General features: G+C 33.2%; 18 protein-coding genes and 1 other RNA gene. 11 read left to right on the top strand and 8 right to left on the bottom strand.

Going from position 1 to position 18,479, the window contains the following annotated elements:
* The coding region (locus ACFO5O_RS14915; protein WP_387965226.1) for a PKD domain-containing protein at nt 1-1,498 on the bottom strand (1,498 nt) is incomplete at its 3' end.
* A gap of 376 nt (nt 1,499-1,874) precedes the next feature.
* Between ACFO5O_RS14915 and ACFO5O_RS14910 the strand changes: the two genes are divergently transcribed.
* The 4 genes from ACFO5O_RS14910 to ACFO5O_RS14895 all read left to right on the top strand — a co-directional run bounded on the left by ACFO5O_RS14910 (nt 1,875) and on the right by ACFO5O_RS14895 (nt 6,122).
* The gene (locus ACFO5O_RS14910; protein ID WP_387965224.1) at nt 1,875-2,360 is read left to right on the top strand and encodes a SixA phosphatase family protein; all 486 of its coding nucleotides are present in this window, start codon (nt 1,875-1,877) and stop codon (nt 2,358-2,360) included.
* Between the two features lie 127 nt (nt 2,361-2,487).
* The gene (gene ppk1, locus ACFO5O_RS14905; RefSeq protein WP_387965222.1) at nt 2,488-4,542 is read left to right on the top strand and encodes a polyphosphate kinase 1; all 2,055 of its coding nucleotides are present in this window, start codon (nt 2,488-2,490) and stop codon (nt 4,540-4,542) included.
* Nucleotides 4,542-5,450 carry a Ppx/GppA phosphatase family protein gene (locus tag ACFO5O_RS14900; protein WP_387965220.1) on the top strand — a complete coding sequence of 303 codons (909 nt, stop codon included), beginning with the start codon at nt 4,542-4,544 and terminating at the stop codon, nt 5,448-5,450. Before ppk1 ends, ACFO5O_RS14900 begins: the two co-directional genes overlap by 1 nt.
* 96 nt (nt 5,451-5,546) lie before the next feature.
* Entirely contained in the window at nt 5,547-6,122 is a 576-nt protein-coding gene (locus ACFO5O_RS14895; RefSeq protein WP_387965218.1) for a porin family protein, read from the top strand.
* Nucleotides 6,123-6,176: 54 nt separating this feature from the next.
* Here the strand turns inward: ACFO5O_RS14895 and ACFO5O_RS14890 are convergent, their stop codons facing one another.
* Complete coding sequence (locus ACFO5O_RS14890; RefSeq protein WP_387965216.1) at nt 6,177-6,758, bottom strand: MiaE family protein; 582 nt, start codon at nt 6,756-6,758, stop codon at nt 6,177-6,179.
* A 20-nt stretch (nt 6,759-6,778) separates the two neighbouring features.
* Nucleotides 6,779-8,503, bottom strand: a complete 1,725-nt coding sequence (gene dnaX / locus ACFO5O_RS14885; RefSeq protein ID WP_387965214.1) for a DNA polymerase III subunit gamma/tau — start codon at nt 8,501-8,503, stop codon at nt 6,779-6,781.
* 102 nt (nt 8,504-8,605) lie between these two features.
* Between dnaX and rnpB the strand changes: the two genes are divergently transcribed.
* Nucleotides 8,606-8,940, top strand: an RNA gene (gene rnpB / locus ACFO5O_RS14880) — RNase P RNA component class A.
* Nucleotides 8,941-8,989: 49 nt separating this feature from the next.
* On the opposite strand, the gene ACFO5O_RS14875 is transcribed toward rnpB, so the two are convergent.
* From ACFO5O_RS14875 to ACFO5O_RS14855, 5 genes are all read right to left on the bottom strand, one after another.
* A complete protein-coding gene (locus ACFO5O_RS14875; protein ID WP_387965212.1) occupies nt 8,990-9,736 on the bottom strand; it encodes a hypothetical protein in 747 nt (248 codons plus the stop codon).
* A 25-nt stretch (nt 9,737-9,761) separates the two neighbouring features.
* On the bottom strand, nt 9,762-10,676 hold the full coding sequence (locus tag ACFO5O_RS14870; protein ID WP_387965210.1) for an ester cyclase: 915 nt from the start codon (nt 10,674-10,676) through the stop codon (nt 9,762-9,764).
* Between the two features lie 165 nt (nt 10,677-10,841).
* Nucleotides 10,842-11,387 (bottom strand): RsmD family RNA methyltransferase, encoded by a 546-nt coding sequence (locus ACFO5O_RS14865; protein WP_387965208.1) that lies wholly within the window; start codon nt 11,385-11,387, stop codon nt 10,842-10,844.
* Nucleotides 11,387-12,235, bottom strand: coding sequence for a DUF3822 family protein (locus ACFO5O_RS14860; protein ID WP_387965206.1), 849 nt, complete (start codon nt 12,233-12,235; stop codon nt 11,387-11,389). The genes ACFO5O_RS14865 and ACFO5O_RS14860 overlap by 1 nt, the downstream gene beginning before the upstream one ends.
* Nucleotides 12,198-12,929 carry a hypothetical protein gene (locus ACFO5O_RS14855; RefSeq protein ID WP_387965204.1) on the bottom strand — a complete coding sequence of 244 codons (732 nt, stop codon included), beginning with the start codon at nt 12,927-12,929 and terminating at the stop codon, nt 12,198-12,200. The genes ACFO5O_RS14860 and ACFO5O_RS14855 overlap by 38 nt, the downstream gene beginning before the upstream one ends.
* Nucleotides 12,930-13,137: 208 nt before the next feature.
* Here ACFO5O_RS14855 and ACFO5O_RS14850 point away from each other — a divergent pair, with 208 nt between their 5' ends.
* From ACFO5O_RS14850 to ACFO5O_RS14825, 6 genes are all read left to right on the top strand, one after another.
* Nucleotides 13,138-14,562, top strand: coding sequence for an ATP-dependent DNA helicase (locus ACFO5O_RS14850; protein WP_387965202.1), 1,425 nt, complete (start codon nt 13,138-13,140; stop codon nt 14,560-14,562).
* A gap of 79 nt (nt 14,563-14,641) precedes the next feature.
* Nucleotides 14,642-15,370, top strand: a complete 729-nt coding sequence (gene kdsB / locus ACFO5O_RS14845) for a 3-deoxy-manno-octulosonate cytidylyltransferase (RefSeq protein ID WP_387965201.1) — start codon at nt 14,642-14,644, stop codon at nt 15,368-15,370.
* Entirely contained in the window at nt 15,361-16,065 is a 705-nt protein-coding gene (locus ACFO5O_RS14840) for an HAD family hydrolase (RefSeq protein ID WP_387965199.1), read from the top strand. The genes kdsB and ACFO5O_RS14840 overlap by 10 nt, the downstream gene beginning before the upstream one ends.
* On the top strand, nt 16,065-16,682 hold the full coding sequence (locus ACFO5O_RS14835) for a CatA-like O-acetyltransferase (protein WP_387965198.1): 618 nt from the start codon (nt 16,065-16,067) through the stop codon (nt 16,680-16,682). The genes ACFO5O_RS14840 and ACFO5O_RS14835 overlap by 1 nt, the downstream gene beginning before the upstream one ends.
* Nucleotides 16,683-16,726: 44 nt before the next feature.
* A complete protein-coding gene (locus ACFO5O_RS14830; protein WP_387965196.1) occupies nt 16,727-17,809 on the top strand; it encodes an iron-containing alcohol dehydrogenase family protein in 1,083 nt (360 codons plus the stop codon).
* The gene (locus ACFO5O_RS14825) at nt 17,809-18,360 is read left to right on the top strand and encodes a 1-acyl-sn-glycerol-3-phosphate acyltransferase (RefSeq protein ID WP_387965194.1); all 552 of its coding nucleotides are present in this window, start codon (nt 17,809-17,811) and stop codon (nt 18,358-18,360) included. Before ACFO5O_RS14830 ends, ACFO5O_RS14825 begins: the two co-directional genes overlap by 1 nt.
* Nucleotides 18,361-18,479 lie beyond the last annotated feature (119 nt).

Here is an 18,479-nt window from a genome sequence, read left to right as displayed (position 1 = left end):
TATCTGTGTATTGTGCAGCGATATCTGCTTCAGAAGGGCCAGCCGGGATGTCACTAAAACACAAATCTTGGTTTGTAGCACCAGTCGGGATTGTTCCTGTAAGCGTAGGAGGTGTTTTATCACCACCAGAATGGGTTATGGTTTGACCAGTTAATTCATTGCCACACGCATCAGAAACTTTAAATGTATAAATAACAGACCAACTACAATCATCACCATTAACGGCAGAAGTACTTGTTAAGGTTGCCGTTACAGCACTTGAATTGTCTGTATAGCCACTAGCAGCGACAACAGGATCAAACGAAGGAATTGAAGCTAAAGCGTCTGAAGCACAAGCATTAATATTATTTATACCTGTTGGAGGACTTCCAGATGGCGCTTGATTATCACCAGGTGCAACATATACTTCAGAAGATGTCGCATTACATCCATTACTATCGGTAACGTAAACTTTATAATAACCAGAGGGTAAACCTGTATAGCTTCCATTAGAGTCACCATTTGTAGCAGGTGAATCTGAAAATGAGCCACCAGAAGTTGATGAATATAACAAGTTATATGTAGCAGTGCCATACGCTCCTGAAATAGTAGCCGAGACGGTTCCATCATTTCCACCGGCACAGGTAGTATTAGTAGAAGAAATATTTGAAATAGTAAGATTGCAACAAACACCTACAGAGACAGTATCATTATGAGTGTCATTATCGCCATCGGCATCAGTTACCTTTAGGCTTACATTTTTAACTCCAGCACTCGTGTATGTAACCGTATGTGGTCCAACAGTATTTGCCGTTGCAGGTGAAGCTCCAGCACCAAAATTCCAAAGATATGATAATGTACCGTCTCCTCCTGAAGACTCATTTGTAAAAACGACAGTTTCAAAAGACCCATTGGTACAACTTTGGGTTGTTGAAAAATCTACAGCTAAAGGGGTATTAACAGTTAAAGGGGGTAAAAACTCTCCACTACACTTGCTACTTGAATTAGAGCAACTAGGCAAACCTCCAGCTTGTCCAGGAGATTGCCATGCTATATATATATCACGAAGTTCCAAAACCTCACCGCAAAGGTATATAGGAATTGGGACCATTCTATAATCATCTACAGCAATAGGACCGTCATGCCCACTACTTATCTTTAATGATGAAGAAGTAGGTAATCCATCTAATCCAATTTTTACATTGTCTTTAAATAAATTGAATTGAACAAATAAATCATGTTTAGAACTAGCCTTTATAATCTCGATCCATAGATAATATGAACTAATGGGATCAGGCACGGTGCATGATGATAATTTATTTCCAGCGGCATCAGCAAGATAAACTCCACCTATTTCAACATCACTGGAGCCACATCCTGCAACTGAACATGTTGGACTTGACATGGTCGGAGGCTGATTCGCAATTATTTGCGAAAACAGATTTGAGATTCCAAAGAATACGAATAGCAAACATATTATTGATCTTTGAAAGTTAGGATTGAATGTATTTGTTTTCATAAGCCCTTATTTAGCGATTGGGATTAATTAAGTCTTTGTTATTAATATAATAATGTTTTGTATTTTTAATACTACAATTAAATCATTTATCAAAACGCTGAAATTTATGAGGCCAATCGATACGACGATCAACAACAATAAAATTCAAATGCCTGATAATTAATACTCTATTAAATGAGGGAAGTACATTGTCGAGCAATGCGAAAATGGATGTATTAATATTTTTAAGATTTGGGATCATAATATTAATTTAATAGAACAAAGCAAATCATAACTCATCTCATAAGCAAAAATAAATGTTAAAGAGACGAAAATAATCGTTAAAACGGAATTATGCAACATTTTATCGAAAAAAATTGCATTTAATCGATACATTATGAAAAATATTACTTTTATACGCCACGCAAAATCGTCATGGGAGCACAATGTTAGAGATCAGGACAGACCGCTGTCAAACCGCGGTTTTACTGATGCTGAGCTTGTTTCAAAACAATTTGAAACTGCCTTATTTCATCCAGATGCAATTTTTTCTAGTCCCGCAAATCGGGCTTTAACTACTTGTAAAATATTTTTAAAAAATCTAAACATTTCTGATAACTTACTGACTATTAGTGATGATTTATACGATTTTGGAGGAGAAAGTGTGGTTCGGTTTATAAAAACTATCGACGAAAAACATAGTAATGTAATAATTTTCGGACATAATCATGCCTTTACATCTTTAGTTAATCGTTTTGGAGATCGCTATATTGGTAATTTACCAACCTGTGGTTTAGTATGGATTGCTTTTGATGTTCAATATTGGAGTGCAATTGACAAAGGAAAAACCAAACAAATTATTATTCCTAAAGAATTAAGGTAATTAGTAATTAACATAAATCTTCAATTAAAATGTAAAGGATTCTTTAGATTTATTTTTAATAAACCTGTGGTCCCGATTTAAAATATAAAATAGAATATATTTGTAAGAAATAAATGTATTCACTTAAATGACCAAGGATCAAAATATCTACATTAATAGAGAATTAAGCTGGCTGCAATTTAATGCCAGAGTATTGCAAGAAGCCAATGATGAAAATATCCCATTAATAGAACGAATTCGTTTTTTAGGAATTTTTTCAAATAATTTAGACGAATTTTTCAAAGTTAGATATGCCACTGTAAAGCGGATTGATGAAGCTGGTAAAGGGGGTAGAAGTGAATTGGGAGGTATCGTTGCAAGTGAACTTCTCGAAAAAATCACCGAAGTTGTTATCAAACAACAAAGTGAGAGTTTAGATATTCTTGAAGATATTCAGCTTAAATTAAGGGAAGAAAACATTCATATTATTAATGAAAATGAAATTAATGCGCAGCAACATAATTTTTTAATTGATTATTTTATTGAACACGTCAGTCCAGCTTTGGTGACTATTATACTTAATGATGACATTAAACTTCCAACTTTAAAAGATAGTGCCGCTTATCTCGCTGTGAAAATGGTACTTCATAATAGTGAAAAACAATATGCACTTATTGAAATTCCAAAAACAGTAGATCGATTTGTTGTTTTACCCAAAGTTGGCGACACCAATTATATTATCATGTTGGATGATTTACTTCGTCATTGTTTAAAAGACATTTTCAACATATTTGATTATACAAGTATATCGGCCCATATGATTAAAATCACTAGAGATGCGGAGCTTGATTTTGAAAGTGATTTCAGTAAAAGCTTTATTGATAAAATTTCCGATAGTGTAAAGCATCGACAAATAGGTGAACCTGTGCGTTTTGTTTATGATAAAACCATCAATGAAGAAACCCTTAAATATCTAATGGATAAAATGGGAATCGATTCTAATGATAGTGTAATTCCAGGTGGACGCTACCACAATAGACGTGATTATATGGATTTTCCGAGTTTAGGACGAACGGATTTATTATACCAAAAAATAGATCCATTACCCGTAAAAGGTTTAAGTCTTCAAGAAAGTATATTTAAAACAATTGCAGATAAAGATTATTTATTATATACCCCTTTTCATACGTTTTCATATATCGTTAAATTTTTAAGGGAAGCTGCTCTAGATCCACAGGTAAAAGTCATTAAAATTACAATTTATAGATTAGCTCAAATATCACATGTTGCGAGTTCACTTATAAATGCGGCTAAAAACGGAAAAAAAGTAACGGTGTCTATTGAACTTCAAGCCAGATTTGATGAGCAAGCCAATATTGATTACGCCGAACAAATGGAAGGTGATGGAATCAACCTGTTGTTTGGTGTAAAAGGACTTAAAGTTCATAGTAAAATGTGCGTGATTGAACGCGAAGAACAAGGCAAAATTAAGCGCTATGGATTTGTAAGCACGGGTAATTTTAATGAATCCACAGCAAAAATATATACAGATTTTACACTATTTACGGCTAATCAAAAAATATTAAAGGATATTAATAAAGTCTTCAATTTTTTTGAAACTAACTACAAAATTTATAGGTATAAACATATTATTACATCACCCCATTATACAAAATCAAAATTATTCAAGCTTATTGATAACGAGATTGAAAATGTAAAACAAGGTAAACCTGCCTACATGAAACTTAAGTTAAATAGTATTTCTAGCTATGTAATGGTAGACAAGTTATATGAAGCAAGTAGAGCCGGTGTTAAAATACAGATGGTGGTAAGAGGAATATGCTGTTTAGTTCCAGGAATAAAGGGTATGAGTGAAAACATTGAAGTTATTAGTATAGTAGGTAAATTTTTAGAGCATACCCGCCTTTATGTTTTTTGTAATAATGACGATCCACAAGTATATATTTCTTCAGCCGACTGGATGACAAGAAATATTGAAAATAGGGTAGAAGTTACTTGTCCAATCTATGATGAAGACATAAAGCAGGAATTGTTAGACATTTTTGATATCTGCTGGAGTGACAATGTTAAAGCGCGAATTATCAATGCAACTCAAGATAACACTTACAAACGAAATGATTTACCAAAAGTAAGAGCCCAATTTGCTACTTACGATTACTATTTAAAAAAATTACAAGATTAATGCTGACCATTAAGAAGTACGCAGCCATTGATATTGGCTCAAATGCTGTAAGATTATTGATTTCAAATATTATTGAACAAAAAGGAAAACCGACCCTGTTTAAAAAAAGCTCACTTGTAAGGGTGCCTATTCGATTAGGATCTGATGTTTTTGTAAACCATGAAATCTCTCTAGAAAATCAACAACGCATGATTGATACCATGGTTGCATTTAAACTACTAATGAAATCTCATAAGGTTTCAGTATATAAAGCCTGTGCCACATCAGCCATGCGAGAAGCTGAGAATGGTGCTAAAGTGTCTAAATTAATCGAAAAACATGCCAAAATAAAAATCGATATTATTGATGGAGAAGAAGAGGCCGCTATTATAGCAGCAACAGACTTACATTCTTATATCGATGACAGTAAAACCTATCTTTATGTTGATGTAGGTGGTGGTAGTACTGAATTTTCTATAATTAGACATGGCGAAACTATTGCTTCAAAATCATTTAAAATTGGGACGGTGCGATTACTAAATGATATGGTGCGAAATGAAACTTGGTTAGATTTGGAAACTTGGATTAAATTCCATACCAAAAATTTTGAAAAGATAGATTTGATTGGTTCAGGAGGAAACATTAATAAAATATTTAAAATATCTGGCAAGGCTATGGGTAAGCCGCTGACTTACTTCTACTTAACATCTTATTATAACAAGCTTCAAACGTATTCTTACGAAGAACGTATAACAGAATTGGATCTTAATCAAGATAGAGCTGACGTTATTATTCCAGCCACCCGAATTTATCTTTCTGCAATGAAATGGAGTGGCGCTAAAGATATTTATGTTCCTAAAATTGGACTTTCTGATGGCATAATTAAAAGTGTCTATTTTAATACAGTTTCGGGTGTAACGATGTCTTAATTAAGCATTTCATCTTTATTTTAATACGTCATATCTAATTTTTATGATTTGTTGGGGCATTTCAGTTTATATTCGAAATCTCAAATCAATTAAATTATGAAATCTATACTTACTACTTTAGTTTTTGTCCTTTTTGCTTTTACTGGCTATTCTCAAGACGATAAAAAGGAAGACAACAATTCAAAAGATGAAATAGAATTAAAAACCAAATATGGTGTAAGGTTGGCTTACAATATTTCTAACTTGGATTTTGAACCAGACCCTGACTTTGAAAATAAACATCGTAATAATATGGCCTTTGGTGGCTTTGTAGATTTTGCAGTTTCAAATTCATTCTCTATACTTACCGAATTACAATATTCTGCCGAAGGTGGAGGTAAAGATGAAACTTTACGTGTGTCTTACATACAATTGCCAGTCTTGTTTAAATTATATTTTGGTGAAAATTTCTCTGCTGGAGCAGGACCAATGGTTGGTATCAAAACATGGAGCTATGAAGATGGTTATAAAAATGTAGCCTTTTCTGGTGTTGCAGGTATAGAATATTTAATTACAGATATTCTGTTTTTAGATGCTAGATTTTCTTATGGGTTTAGTAATATTTTAGATAACGATGCTAGTTTTGAAGCCAAAAACACAAATATTCAAATTGGTGTTGGTTTAAAAATGTAAAATTATAACTTATATAAATAAAAAAACTCCAGTAAATTACTGGAGTTTTTTTTATTAACCATGAATGGTTTGCGATTTACTTAAATCTTTCATGATGTTGGCTTCAAAATCTAATAATTGCTGCCATTTTTCATCAACTTCTTTTCTATTGCCGTATTGGCGTGCAAAACCTAAAAACATGGTATAGTGATTGGCTTCACTAACCATTAATTTTCTGTAGAATTCAGCAAGTTCTTTATCTTTAAGCTCTTCAGATAATAGTCTGAAACGCTCACAACTTCTGGCTTCAATTAATGCTGCATACAACAAACGGTGCACCAATTGTGTAGTGCGACTTCCCCCTTTAGGGAAAAATGTGACTAATTGGATTACGTAGTCATCTTTGCGATCTCTACCTAATGTCCAGCCACGCTCTAATATTTTATCATGCACCATTTTAAAATGGCTAATCTCTTCTTTAACCAAAGCAATCATTTCCTGTACCAAATCGGTATATTCAGGAAAACTTACAATGAGTGAGATGGCTGTACTTGTTGCCTTTTGTTCACAATAGGCATGATCAGTAAGAATATCTTCAATATTCTTTTCAACGATATTTACCCATCTTGGGTCAGTAGGAAGTTTTAAACCTAACATAATTATTCAACTTAATTGCCCTAATTAATATCGAGCCCAAACGTTTTTTTTAAAAGTTCAATGTTTGGGTTCTTCTCTTTCATTTTTTCATACTTCTCGCGCGTAGTAAAAACATATTGTTTTGAAGCTTCTTCATTAACGGTTATATCTAGCTTTAAATCGAAGTTCTTTAAGGTCTTTCGCAAGTATTCCATTAAAGGAAATTGAGATTTTTCAAGTTCAAGTTTTAAAGTCTCATTTGGAAACTCTAAACCAATTTTTGTTCCATCAAGAACGGGTTGATTCATTTCTAACATGGAAGCCATAATTTTCTTTCCGCTGCCATGCAGGCCTTTTATGTAATCATTCCATGCTGTCATAAACATGTCTTCTGTGAAGTCTTCTTTAGGCAGATTTTCTTCATCAATAATAACCTCCATTTGTTTGATGAGATGCTCCTTTTTTGCTTTAATGCTTTTGAGAGACAAACCTGAAGTTCTTGGTGAAGGTCTGTTTAAATGGAGTTCTGGTAATGGTTCTTCAGCCTTTACTGGTTCTGGTGTTTCAATTTTATCTTGTACAGAAGGTTTTTCTTTTAATTCTTGCACCTCTACAACTGGCTCTGGCTTTACAACAGGAACAGGTTTAACACCTAAAGCTTTAAAGTATGATGGTGGAATTATGTAGTGCTTGCTATTTTTTTTTTCTCCATCAAAAGTGATAGAGGCTAATTGCATAAGGCATAATTCAACAAGTAAACGTTGATTTTTGCTGGATTTGTATTTGAGATCACAGTCATTGCATAACTCAATTCCTTTTAAAAGAAACTCTAATGAGGCTTTTTTTGATTGTTCTATATATTTAAGTGTGGTATCTTCTCCTACTTCAAGAAGCTCAACAGTTTTTGGGTTTTTACAAACTAGTAAATCTCTAAAATGAGAGGCTAAACCGGCAATATAATGATGGCCATCAAATCCTTTCGACAAGGTTGAATTGAACTGAATTAATAATTCTGGGATTTTGTGCTCCAAGATTAAATCTGTACTGGTGAAATAAGTTTCATAATCTAGTACATTCAAATTTTCAGTGACTGCTTGTCTTGTTAAGTTTTTTCCAGAAAAACTTACTACTCTATCAAAAATTGAAAGCGCATCGCGCATGGCTCCGTCAGCCTTTTGAGCAATAATGTGTAATGCGTCATCTTCAGCTGTGACACCTTGTTCTGTAGCTATATAATTTAAATAGTCTTTGGCGTCTTTTACTGTGATACGTTTAAAATCAAAAATTTGACAACGCGATAAGATAGTAGGAATTATTTTGTGCTTTTCGGTTGTTGCTAAAATGAAAATACAATGTTTTGGAGGTTCTTCTAATGTTTTAAGAAAGGCATTAAAAGCCGATTGCGATAACATATGAACCTCATCTATAATGTAAACCTTGTATTTTCCAACTTGAGGAGGAATACGAACTTGATCGGTCAAATTTCTGATATCATCGACTGAATTATTTGAAGCGGCATCTAATTCAAAAATATTAAATGCAAAATCCTCATCGTCTTTTTCAGTTCCGTCACTATTAATCATTTTAGCCAAAATACGTGCACAGGTTGTTTTACCTACACCACGAGGGCCTGTAAATAGTAGCGCTTGTGCTAAATGATTGTGTTCTATGGCATTTAGTAAGGTATTGGTAATAGCCTGTTGACCAACAACGTCTTTAAACGTTTGGGGTCTATACTTTCTAGCCGATACGATGAAATGTTCCATTGAAACTTATTAGAATCACAAAGTTAAAAATTCAATTCAGAATTAGGAATTCTCAATTCCCAAATTGGATGGAGTTATTAACAATTTATGTACTTTTGCCAACAAGTAAATCGCCTTATCGCTCCATGCTTTGGCGTGGGGAGGAAAGTCCGAACACCATAGTGCAACATAGTGGTTAATGGCCACCAGTCGTGAGATTAGGAAAAGTGCAACAGAAAGCAAGTACAGGTTATGCTGTAGTGAAATCAGGTAAACTCTATGTGGTGCAATGTCATGTATACCAACGTTTGAGGGCTGCACGCTCGATTGTTGGAGGGTAGACAGCTAAAGTGTACTGGTAACAGTACATTCAGATAAATGATAAGGGCTCATTCTTTTTTAGAATTCTTTTCTAAAAAAGAAAAGTACAGAATTCGGCTTATAGATTTACTTGTAAAACAAAAGTGCGGCTATTTAGCCGCACTTTCTGTTTTTATTGGCTTTTTATTAGTTTCCTGAATAACCTAAATCAGGTCTTACACTTCCTGAAAACTCTTCAAATTTTGAAGCATATTTCATCATGTTACCAAAAACTTTACCTGCTTCTTCACCCAATAATGCATCATTGGCTTTAGACATTTGAGCATGGTCTACATCGTCTTTCGACGATACTGCAACCAAAAAGAAATTGTCTTTACTACCAAAGCCACTGTGGTAAACCCTGTAATACATTTTGGAGTTTTTGCTCGCAAATAACTCCTTTACAGCTTTAATTGCGTCATAAAGATTTTTTCCATTCTCTGGCGTATGGTGTATAAAATAATACCTTCTGTTATTTTTACCCTCTTGGGTTTGGGAAATCCCATCTGGCATATAGGTAAGGCTTTCAGATAAATTTAGTACGTAATCATAATGAGAATCATAACATTTATTAAAACGCTCAAATAATTTACCAAAATCATCACCCATAGCTTTTGCCATGCCCTCATATATATTTTTATCTAAATCAGCGAAATTTTCCATTGGAGTAACCGACATGTATCTCAGATCACTTGTAACCGCTGTAATCCAGCTAGTCTCGGGTTTATGTTTTTTACAAGCTTCGATAAACTCTTTTGAGATTTGCTCATACTCTGCAGCCATTGAAGGTTTTACTTCATCAACGTGAACTTGGTAACGTTGTTGAGCCAATGAGACATTGAAGCCAAAGCATAATAGGATGGCAAATAAAACAATTGATTTTAAGGTTTTCATAATTATATAAATGATTGGTTAATATTTAATTTAAGGTATATCCTAATTGAGTCATCAAGTTAAGTTGATCATAAAAAAGATTTTCTTCATCCAATTTTCCGTTACCAGTAAAATGAAGACGAGAAAGTCCGTTGACTTTTACTGATTTACCGGTTGCTGCAGCTCCATTGAATTCACCGGTATTAGTACCTGTCATTTGCCAATGTACAAATAGGGTGTTGTTAAATATGGGTGATTTGTGAAGTAACTTTATTTTAAAATCAGGAAATCCAGTAAAAAAAACATTTAAATTACTAACTAATTCTTCTTTACTTCCTGCATCTTTAACATCATTCATATACCTTACGTATTTGTCATTTATTAAATCGTCTAATACAGCAGTATTTTTCTTGTTTAAAAATTCATTGATAAAGGTGTCAACTTGTCCATATATGACTTTGTCTTCAATAGGCAGATTGTTTGCTTTCTCTAATTCAGCCATTATTGCTGTTAAAGGTGCAGAATCATAGTACACATATTCTTCAACAATTTTACCATTCTCAAAACGGTATGTCGCATGACCTGGAATTGTTATTTCCTTGTCATGTCCTTGTACTTTTCCAACCCATGTTGGCCAAGTATTTACCCAAGTTTGGCCTTTTTTAGTGACTACCATTTCGGGATATATAGAATCTTTGAAGGTATACATTGAAAATAGTTCTCTACTTTCTTTTTCATAACTAATTGATTCATCAATTGAAATAGGGGTTAATGAATTCACATGGATTTTAGCTGTATCATTATAAATGGTTCTAACATCATCGAAGTTCGCATCTTGGAGGTTCTTAAATAATTGATGAATGGTCTCAATTTCAGTTGATTCATCAAAATAACGTTGTTCTTGATTTTGGCAGGCAGTGAATAGAACTAGAGCAAGTCCTACAAATAAGATTTTTTTCATTGTTAATGTGTTTAATTGGTTAATAGCATAAATAACCATAACTCAACTAATCAAAATGACAAGAGATTAGGAATGATAAATTTAGTCAACAGTAGAGACAGGGTTGTCTGTGAAGACTTCTAAAATACTAAAAATTAACGATATATGTAGGAAAAAACCAGACTTTTATTCATCGTCATACTCAAAAAAGCTAAAAACGCTTCCCCCGTAATGTTTAGAATAGGAATACTTTGGGAGAGAAGATAAGTCTGTCAATTTTGAATGTTCGACTATCAAAAGGCCATCAGGATCTAATAATTCATTCTTAAATATTAGTTCAGGGATTTTTGAAAACTGCTCTAAAGTAAATGCATAAGGAGGGTCAGCAAAAATTAGAGTTGATGTTGTTCTTGCTTTTTCTAAGTATGAAAAAACATCACTTTTTATGGCTTGAATGGGCATCTCAAAACTTTGAGCCGTTTCTGAAATAAATTTTATACAGCCAAAATGTTCATCTACTGCAGTTATATCTGTTGTGCCTCGAGAAGCGAATTCATAACTAATACTCCCAGTTCCCGAGAATAAATCCAGAACCGAAACTTCATCAAAATAATAGAGATTATTTAAAATATTGAATAGCGCCTCCTTGGCCATATCAGTAGTAGGTCTTACAGGAAGTTTTTTAGGCGCAGTAATCCGTCTGCCTTTATATTGTCCAGAAATTATGCGCATTAGCTAAAGCTATTTAAAATGAGGAAGTTATTATGCCGTTCATCAATTTGAAGTTTGCTCTCAAATTTGCATTTTAGAAGATTCTCTACCACCTCTACATGCCTTACATATTTATAAGCAATGTCATAAAGTTCATCACCTTTTTGAACGTTTCCTAATAATTTAATTTGAACTGTTTCAGGATCTAACTGTAACTGTTCTAGTGTAAATAAAATATAATATATAAAGTCTTCTTTGGATTGATATTCAAAAGTGTTGTAAAGTAACAATTGACCATTTTTTACTGCTATAATTTCAAAATGATCGTTTCCAACATGAATATAAACACAAGTATTGTTGGACCCTATTTCCTGATCTAATATAGTTTTAATTAAAATTGAAGCAGCATGCTTATAAACAAATTCTCCGAAGCGATCAAAGATGTAATTATTAATATTGACATAAGGTACAAACACAACAACACTGTTATGGTCCGATAGGTCATCAAAGGCAATAAAATCAGTATTTAAGATTTTCGCATTAAATTTTAAGTAATCGGCCGTATTATTTTCATCAAAAAGAGGCTTGGGAACAATGCTCGAGAGTTCATTTTCATGAATTAATAAAACCTCGTCAAAGGCTTGTTCAAAAATGGTATTCGTATTTAAAACCGTTTTGAGTTGTTCCAATACTGTAAAGGGCGTTTGTTTTTTTGGAAAAACAACCGACTTCAAAAAGTCAACGGAATTATTTTTATTGTTAAGGATACAAAAAGAAAGTCCACTCAAACTAATTTGAATGGACAATGCTTTACTACTTTTTTTATTCAAACTACTGTTCTTTTGAATAGTTTTTAGGCCAGTTACCATTAGTGTTTATTTCATCCATGGATCCTACTTTTAAGGTTGGACCATTAACACCGTCTACAGAAACTACTTGCTCTTCTTTTTTAACCAAGTTTCTATCTTGATCAAAAAGAATTACCGATTTTTTCACTGAAGCTTCAAACACAGGAATACCGTCTAACATTCCAGCTTTTAATTCAAATTTAGCGCCAGGTTCACCAGCTCCTTTTGGGATATTCATCATGATTTTATAACGTGGATCTGCTCCAAATAGAGAATCTTTTACGGGAACAAAACCTAAAGTGTCTATAACCACAATGTCTTTATACATATCAACTGTAAATCGTCTAGTTGCTTCAACATCTAAAATAGTTGAATCTCGACGCTGCGTAATTGTATATTTTGCGGTGTCAACAAATCTAATAAGATTGTCAAAGTTATCAGTGAATTTACCAGTTACTTGTTTGTGAGCCAATTCGGCATCTCTAATATCTTTTAATTTTTCAATTATTACTGCGTAGCGTTTGTCTTTTAACTGATTGAATTTAATTTCGTCATAAACCGACATGAATGTGGCGTATGACAGGATTGCAATAACCACCCACAAGACAAGATGAATTACTGGTTTTAATTTTCTAGGAATGAATTTGTCAATCAACCAAACAATACCAATAGTAAGTAGGATAATAACGACAATAGCTATAATAATTGTTAACATAGTTAGTTTATTTATTTTTAATAAAGGTCTTTCGCAAATCTACAATTTTTTTTTATTCACAAAAATCATTGCAAACAAAAATCAAATAAAAAAAGAAAGATATAAAATTTGTTCCATATATAATAAGGTTTTATTTCTTATATATTATATTCAGACAATTCTTTAAATAGTATCTTGCGCTTCATTTACAGTTTTCTATAAATAACACATGACCTCTTCAGAATTTTATAAACTTTTAAAACAAAAATTTCCTTTTGAACCTACCTTGAAGCAAAACTTGGTGTTAGATCAATTGTCAGAATTTGTTTTTGATATAACACCCAATGCCTTGTACCTGTTAAGAGGTTTTGCAGGTACGGGAAAAACCAGCATTGTTGGGACATTGGTGTCTAATTTATGGGAAACAAAAAAAAGTGCTGTTTTAATGGCACCAACAGGAAGAGCAGCGAAAGTCATTTCTAATTATTCTGGAAAGGAAGCCTTTACTATTCATAAAAAAATATACTTTCCTAAAAAGGATAAAGGAGGGGGAGTAAAATTCGTCATGCAACCTAATAAGCATCGTAATACCATTTTTATTGTTGATGAAGCTTCCATGATTCCTGATATTCCGGCTGATTCTAAATTGTTTGAAAACGGTTCTTTGCTCGATGATTTAATACAGTATGTATATTCAGGTCATAAATGCAAATTGTTATTGATTGGTGATAAAGCCCAGTTACCTCCGGTAAAGTCTGATATTAGCCCAGCGTTAGATGCTAAACAATTAGATTTGAACTATAATAAGAAAGTTATTTCAATGGAACTGGATGAAGTAGTACGACAGGAGCAAGATTCAGGGATTTTAATGAATGCCACGCGATTGCGTGAAGTTTTACATGATGAATTTTACGAGTCGTTTACGTTTAATGTTAATGGGTATGCAGATATTGTAAGATTAATTGACGGCCACGAAATTATGGATGCTATTAATGATGCTTACACTACCAATGGGCACGAAGAAACGGCGATCATCGTTAGAAGTAATAAGAGAGCGAATTTATATAATCAACAAATACGTAATCGTATTCTATTTAGAGATAATGAATTGACAGTTGGCGATTATTTAATGGTTGTTAAGAACAATTATTTTTGGATTAAACCAACAACTGAAGCCGGATTTATTGCAAACGGTGATATTATTGAGGTTTTGGAAATTTTTAGTATTCAAGAATTATATGGATTTCATTTCGCTGAAGTTAAAGTAAAAATGGTCGATTACCCGCGAATGCGACCGTTTGAAACAGTGCTTTTATTGGACACCATTCATGCCGAAGCACCTTCATTGAGTTATGATGAATCCAACAAATTATATCAAGAGGTTCAAAAAGATTATGAAGACGAATCGTCTAATTATCGAAAATTCCTTAAAATAAAAGGAAACAAGCATTTTAACGCACTACAGGTTAAGTTTTCATATGCAATTACCTGCCATAAATCACAAGGTGGACAATGGAACACCATTTTTGTTGAACAACCTTATTTACCAAATGGAATGGATAGAGAGTACATTAGGTGGCTCTATACCGCAGTTACAAGAGCTAAAGAGAAGTTGTATTTAATTGGGTTTAAAGATGAGTTTTTTGAAACTTAAAACAGTTCAAAAAGATTACACATCTTAAGCTTTTGTTTCCTTAAAAGTTTTATTTTTGAATAGAAGTTTAAATCTCACTATGAAAATCATTTCAATGATTCCAGCGCGCTATGCTGCGTCACGTTTTCCAGGTAAATTAATGCAAAATCTTGCTGGTAAAACTGTAATTCTTCGCACTTATGAAGCTACCGTTGCTACCAACTTATTTGATGATGTTTATGTGGTTACTGATAGTGATATTATTTATAATGAGATTGTGACGCATGGTGGTAAAGCCATAATGAGTAAGTCTGAACATCAGTCGGGGAGTGATCGTATTGCTGAAGCAGTACAGGATTTGGATGTTGATATAGTGGTAAATGTACAAGGCGATGAGCCGTTTACTGAACGCGAAAGCCTAGCTAAAGTTTTGAATGTTTTTAAAGATGACCCCAATAAAACTATAGATTTAGCGTCACTAATGGTAGAGATACATGATTGGGACGAAATTAGTAATCCTAATACAGTTAAAGTAATTGTCGATCAAAATGACTTTGCTTTGTATTTTTCTAGAAGTCCGATTCCTTACCCAAGAGATAAAGAAGCAGGTACACGCTATTTTAAACACAAAGGTATTTATGCCTTTAGAAAAGAAGCCCTCTTAGATTTTTATAAACTTCCTATGCAGTTTTTGGAGGCTTCAGAAAAAATTGAGTGTATTCGCTATTTAGAATACGGTAAAAAAATTAAAATGGTTGAGACTCATATAGAAGGTGTTGAAATTGATACTCCAGACGATTTAGAACGTGCAATAAAATTATGGAAGTAAACTATAACAACATTAAAGTAATTGGTTTTGATGCTGATGATACCTTGTGGGTAAACGAAACTTATTTCAGGGAGGCTGAATTGGAATTTGCAAAATTACTTTCACCTTATGAAACGGCAAATAAAAGTGATCAGGAGCTTTTTAAAATGGAAATGCAAAATCTTCCACTTTATGGTTATGGAATTAAAGGTTTTGTATTGTCAATGGTAGAAATGGCTTTGGAATTATCAAATCATTCGGTTTCAAATGCCACTATTCAGGCCATTTTAGATATAGGAAAATCAATGTTAAATAAACCTGTTGAATTACTTGAAGGTGTTGAAGAGACCTTAAAAGATTTGTCAAAAACCTATCGCTTAATTTTAGTGACAAAAGGCGATTTATTAGATCAGGAACGTAAGTTGGAAAAATCTGGACTCACTAAATATTTTCACCATATTGAAGTATTGAGCGATAAGCAAGAAGCTAACTATTCAAACTTACTAAATCATTTGGATATTAAGCCTTCAGAATTTTTAATGGTAGGGAATTCTTTAAAATCAGATATTTTACCTTTAATAAACATTAAGGCTAAAGCTGTCCATGTTCCTTTTCATACAACATGGATTCATGAACAAGTGAATGATACAAATTTAGCAAACAAAGGATATCAAACTCTTGGCAGTCTTTTGGAATTAAAACCACTTTTACAATAATGGAGATAATCGATATCAATACATGGAATAGAAAACGACATTATGAGCATTTTAAAACCCTGCGCGATCCTTTTTTTGGTGTGGTGATCCCGTTTAATGTTACAAAGGCTCATGAGTTTTCAAAAAAATATAAAATAAGTTTTTTTGGTAAATATTTGCATGACTGTATGAAAGCTATTAATACTAACGATGCGCTTAAATCAAGAGAAAAAGATGGCGATGTGGTAAGATATGATGTTATTCACGCCTCTCCAACCATATTGCGTGAAGATTATACTTTTGGATTTTCATTTGTGAAATATGATGACGATTTGGACGTTTTTTTAGCAAACCTTAAAAAAGAAAAAGAACGAGTTTTAAATTCAACCGAATTGTTTCCTCCAATCAATGGTATTGATTGTATTCATTGTTCGGCTTTACCTTGGTTTAATTTTTCTGGTCATAAAGAACCGGTTTCAGGCGAAAATGATACGGTTCCAAAAATAGCGTTTAGTCAAATTCAGAATATCAACAATAAGGCTATAATAAACGTGTCAATAAATGTTAATCACGCATTGGTCGATGGTCATGATATAGGATTGTTTGCAGATCAATTTCAAAGTAATCTAAATCAATAAATATCTATAACGATATTTTTAATTTTGTTAAAGAGTAATATAGAATGAATTATAGAAATTATCCAATGGTGTCTCGCGTAGTTTTTGGACGTGGAAGTTTTGATCAGTTAAGCGATATCATTGAGCCCCAACGTTTAAATACTAAAGCTCCTTTTATATATCTAGTAGATGATGTGTTTAAAGGAAACGTTTGGCTAACCGGTAGAGTACCATTAGCGTACAACGATAAGATGCTTTATATTTCAGCACAAGAAGAACCCAAAACCTCACAGGTCGATGATTTAGTTGAAAGCATCATTTTAAATCATAGTGAACGTCCTTCAGGAATCATAGGAATTGGTGGTGGTACACTTCTAGATCTTGCCAAAGCGGTTGCCATCATGTTAACCAATCCAGGTGAAGCTAAAGATTATCAAGGGTGGGATCTCGTTAAAAATCCAGCAATATATCATGTTGGAGTTCCAACAATTTCAGGAACAGGAGCAGAAGTATCACGAACCACGGTTTTAACAGGTCCAGATAAAAAACTAGGTATTAATTCAGATTATACACCATTTGATCAGGTTATATTGGATCCAGAACTCACTAAAGATGTACCAAAAGACCAATGGTTTTATACGGGTATGGATTGTTTTATTCATTGTGTGGAATCACTTAATGGAACTTATTTAAACGCATTTAGTCAAAGCTATGGCGAAAAGGCATTTGAACTCTGTGAGGATATTTTTTTAAATGGCGATTTATCCATTGAAGATGCCCAAGATAAACTCATGATGGCTTCATGGCATGGCGGTATGAGTATTGCCTATTCTCAAGTTGGTATTGCTCATGCTATGAGCTACGGACTTTCGTATGTTTTAGGAACTAAGCATGGTATAGGTAACTGTATTGTATTTGATCACTTGGAAGAATTTTACCCTGAAGGTGTCGCTTTGTTTAAAAAGATGAAGAAAAAGCATCATATTAAATTACCTCAAGGTTTATGTTTAAATCTGGAAGATTCTGAACTCGACCTGATGATAACCATAGCTTTAAGTCTTGAGCCACTTTGGGAAAATGCATTAGGTAAACGTTGGAAAACCATCATCACGAGAGAAAAATTAAAATCTTTATATCAAAAAATGTAATGGTACGTTGGCTGGCTAAATTTATTTACTTCAAAGTTTTAGGTTGGAAAGTAGTCGGCAATACTAATTTTTCTAGGGACGAAATAAAGAAGGCTGTAATTATTGCTGCACCACATACAAGTTGGCATGACTTCTATATTGGTGTATTATTACGAAAAGTACTAGGCATTAAAACTAATTTTATTGGTAAGAAGGAATTGTTTATTGGCCCGTTAGGTTGGTATTTGAAAGCTATTGGTGGTGCACCTATTAATAGACAAACTAAAGAAAATAAAGTTGAAGCTATAGCTAAATTATTTGAAGACAGAGAAGAATTTAGAATGACTTTAGCTCCTGAAGGGACACGTAAAAAAGTAGAGGAATGGCGAACAGGCTTTTATTACATTGCTAAAGCCGCCAAAGTACCTATTTTAATGTTCACGCTTGATTTTGAAAACAAGCAAAATAAAATTTCAGAACCGTTTTATCCTACCGATGATATTGAGGCCGATTTCATCTTTATGCGCAACTTTTATAAAGGGGTGAAAGGTAAAGTGCCTGAATATTCTTAATATATTGCATTACAGCGTTTTAAATAGACAAAGTGAATAACAAATACCATTTAAATTAGGTTCATGGCATGGTTTTTGAATATTTGTTAACAGCTATTGATTGAAACATAAAGTAAACT

It is taken from the genome of Geojedonia litorea, from assembly GCF_042654525.1.
Taxonomy (GTDB): domain Bacteria; phylum Bacteroidota; class Bacteroidia; order Flavobacteriales; family Flavobacteriaceae; genus Geojedonia; species Geojedonia litorea.
The sequence above is the reverse complement of the archived record's forward strand: the minus strand, read 5'-3'. Positions and strand labels throughout refer to the sequence as shown.

Coding starts and splice junctions, on each gene's coding strand:
- ACFO5O_RS14910 (WP_387965224.1), top strand. CDS start 1,875: ATGAAAAATATTACTTTTATACGCCACGCAAAATCGTCATGGGAGCAC.
- ppk1 (WP_387965222.1), top strand. CDS start 2,488: ATGACCAAGGATCAAAATATCTACATTAATAGAGAATTAAGCTGGCTG.
- ACFO5O_RS14900 (WP_387965220.1), top strand. CDS start 4,542: ATGCTGACCATTAAGAAGTACGCAGCCATTGATATTGGCTCAAATGCT.
- ACFO5O_RS14895 (WP_387965218.1), top strand. CDS start 5,547: ATGAAATCTATACTTACTACTTTAGTTTTTGTCCTTTTTGCTTTTACT.
- ACFO5O_RS14890 (WP_387965216.1), bottom strand. CDS start 6,758: ATGTTAGGTTTAAAACTTCCTACTGACCCAAGATGGGTAAATATCGTT.
- dnaX (WP_387965214.1), bottom strand. CDS start 8,503: ATGGAACATTTCATCGTATCGGCTAGAAAGTATAGACCCCAAACGTTT.
- ACFO5O_RS14875 (WP_387965212.1), bottom strand. CDS start 9,736: ATGAAAACCTTAAAATCAATTGTTTTATTTGCCATCCTATTATGCTTT.
- ACFO5O_RS14870 (WP_387965210.1), bottom strand. CDS start 10,676: ATGAAAAAAATCTTATTTGTAGGACTTGCTCTAGTTCTATTCACTGCC.
- ACFO5O_RS14865 (WP_387965208.1), bottom strand. CDS start 11,387: ATGCGCATAATTTCTGGACAATATAAAGGCAGACGGATTACTGCGCCT.
- ACFO5O_RS14860 (WP_387965206.1), bottom strand. CDS start 12,235: ATGGTAACTGGCCTAAAAACTATTCAAAAGAACAGTAGTTTGAATAAA.
- ACFO5O_RS14855 (WP_387965204.1), bottom strand. CDS start 12,929: ATGTTAACAATTATTATAGCTATTGTCGTTATTATCCTACTTACTATT.
- ACFO5O_RS14850 (WP_387965202.1), top strand. CDS start 13,138: ATGACCTCTTCAGAATTTTATAAACTTTTAAAACAAAAATTTCCTTTT.
- kdsB (WP_387965201.1), top strand. CDS start 14,642: ATGAAAATCATTTCAATGATTCCAGCGCGCTATGCTGCGTCACGTTTT.
- ACFO5O_RS14840 (WP_387965199.1), top strand. CDS start 15,361: ATGGAAGTAAACTATAACAACATTAAAGTAATTGGTTTTGATGCTGAT.
- ACFO5O_RS14835 (WP_387965198.1), top strand. CDS start 16,065: ATGGAGATAATCGATATCAATACATGGAATAGAAAACGACATTATGAG.
- ACFO5O_RS14830 (WP_387965196.1), top strand. CDS start 16,727: ATGAATTATAGAAATTATCCAATGGTGTCTCGCGTAGTTTTTGGACGT.
- ACFO5O_RS14825 (WP_387965194.1), top strand. CDS start 17,809: ATGGTACGTTGGCTGGCTAAATTTATTTACTTCAAAGTTTTAGGTTGG.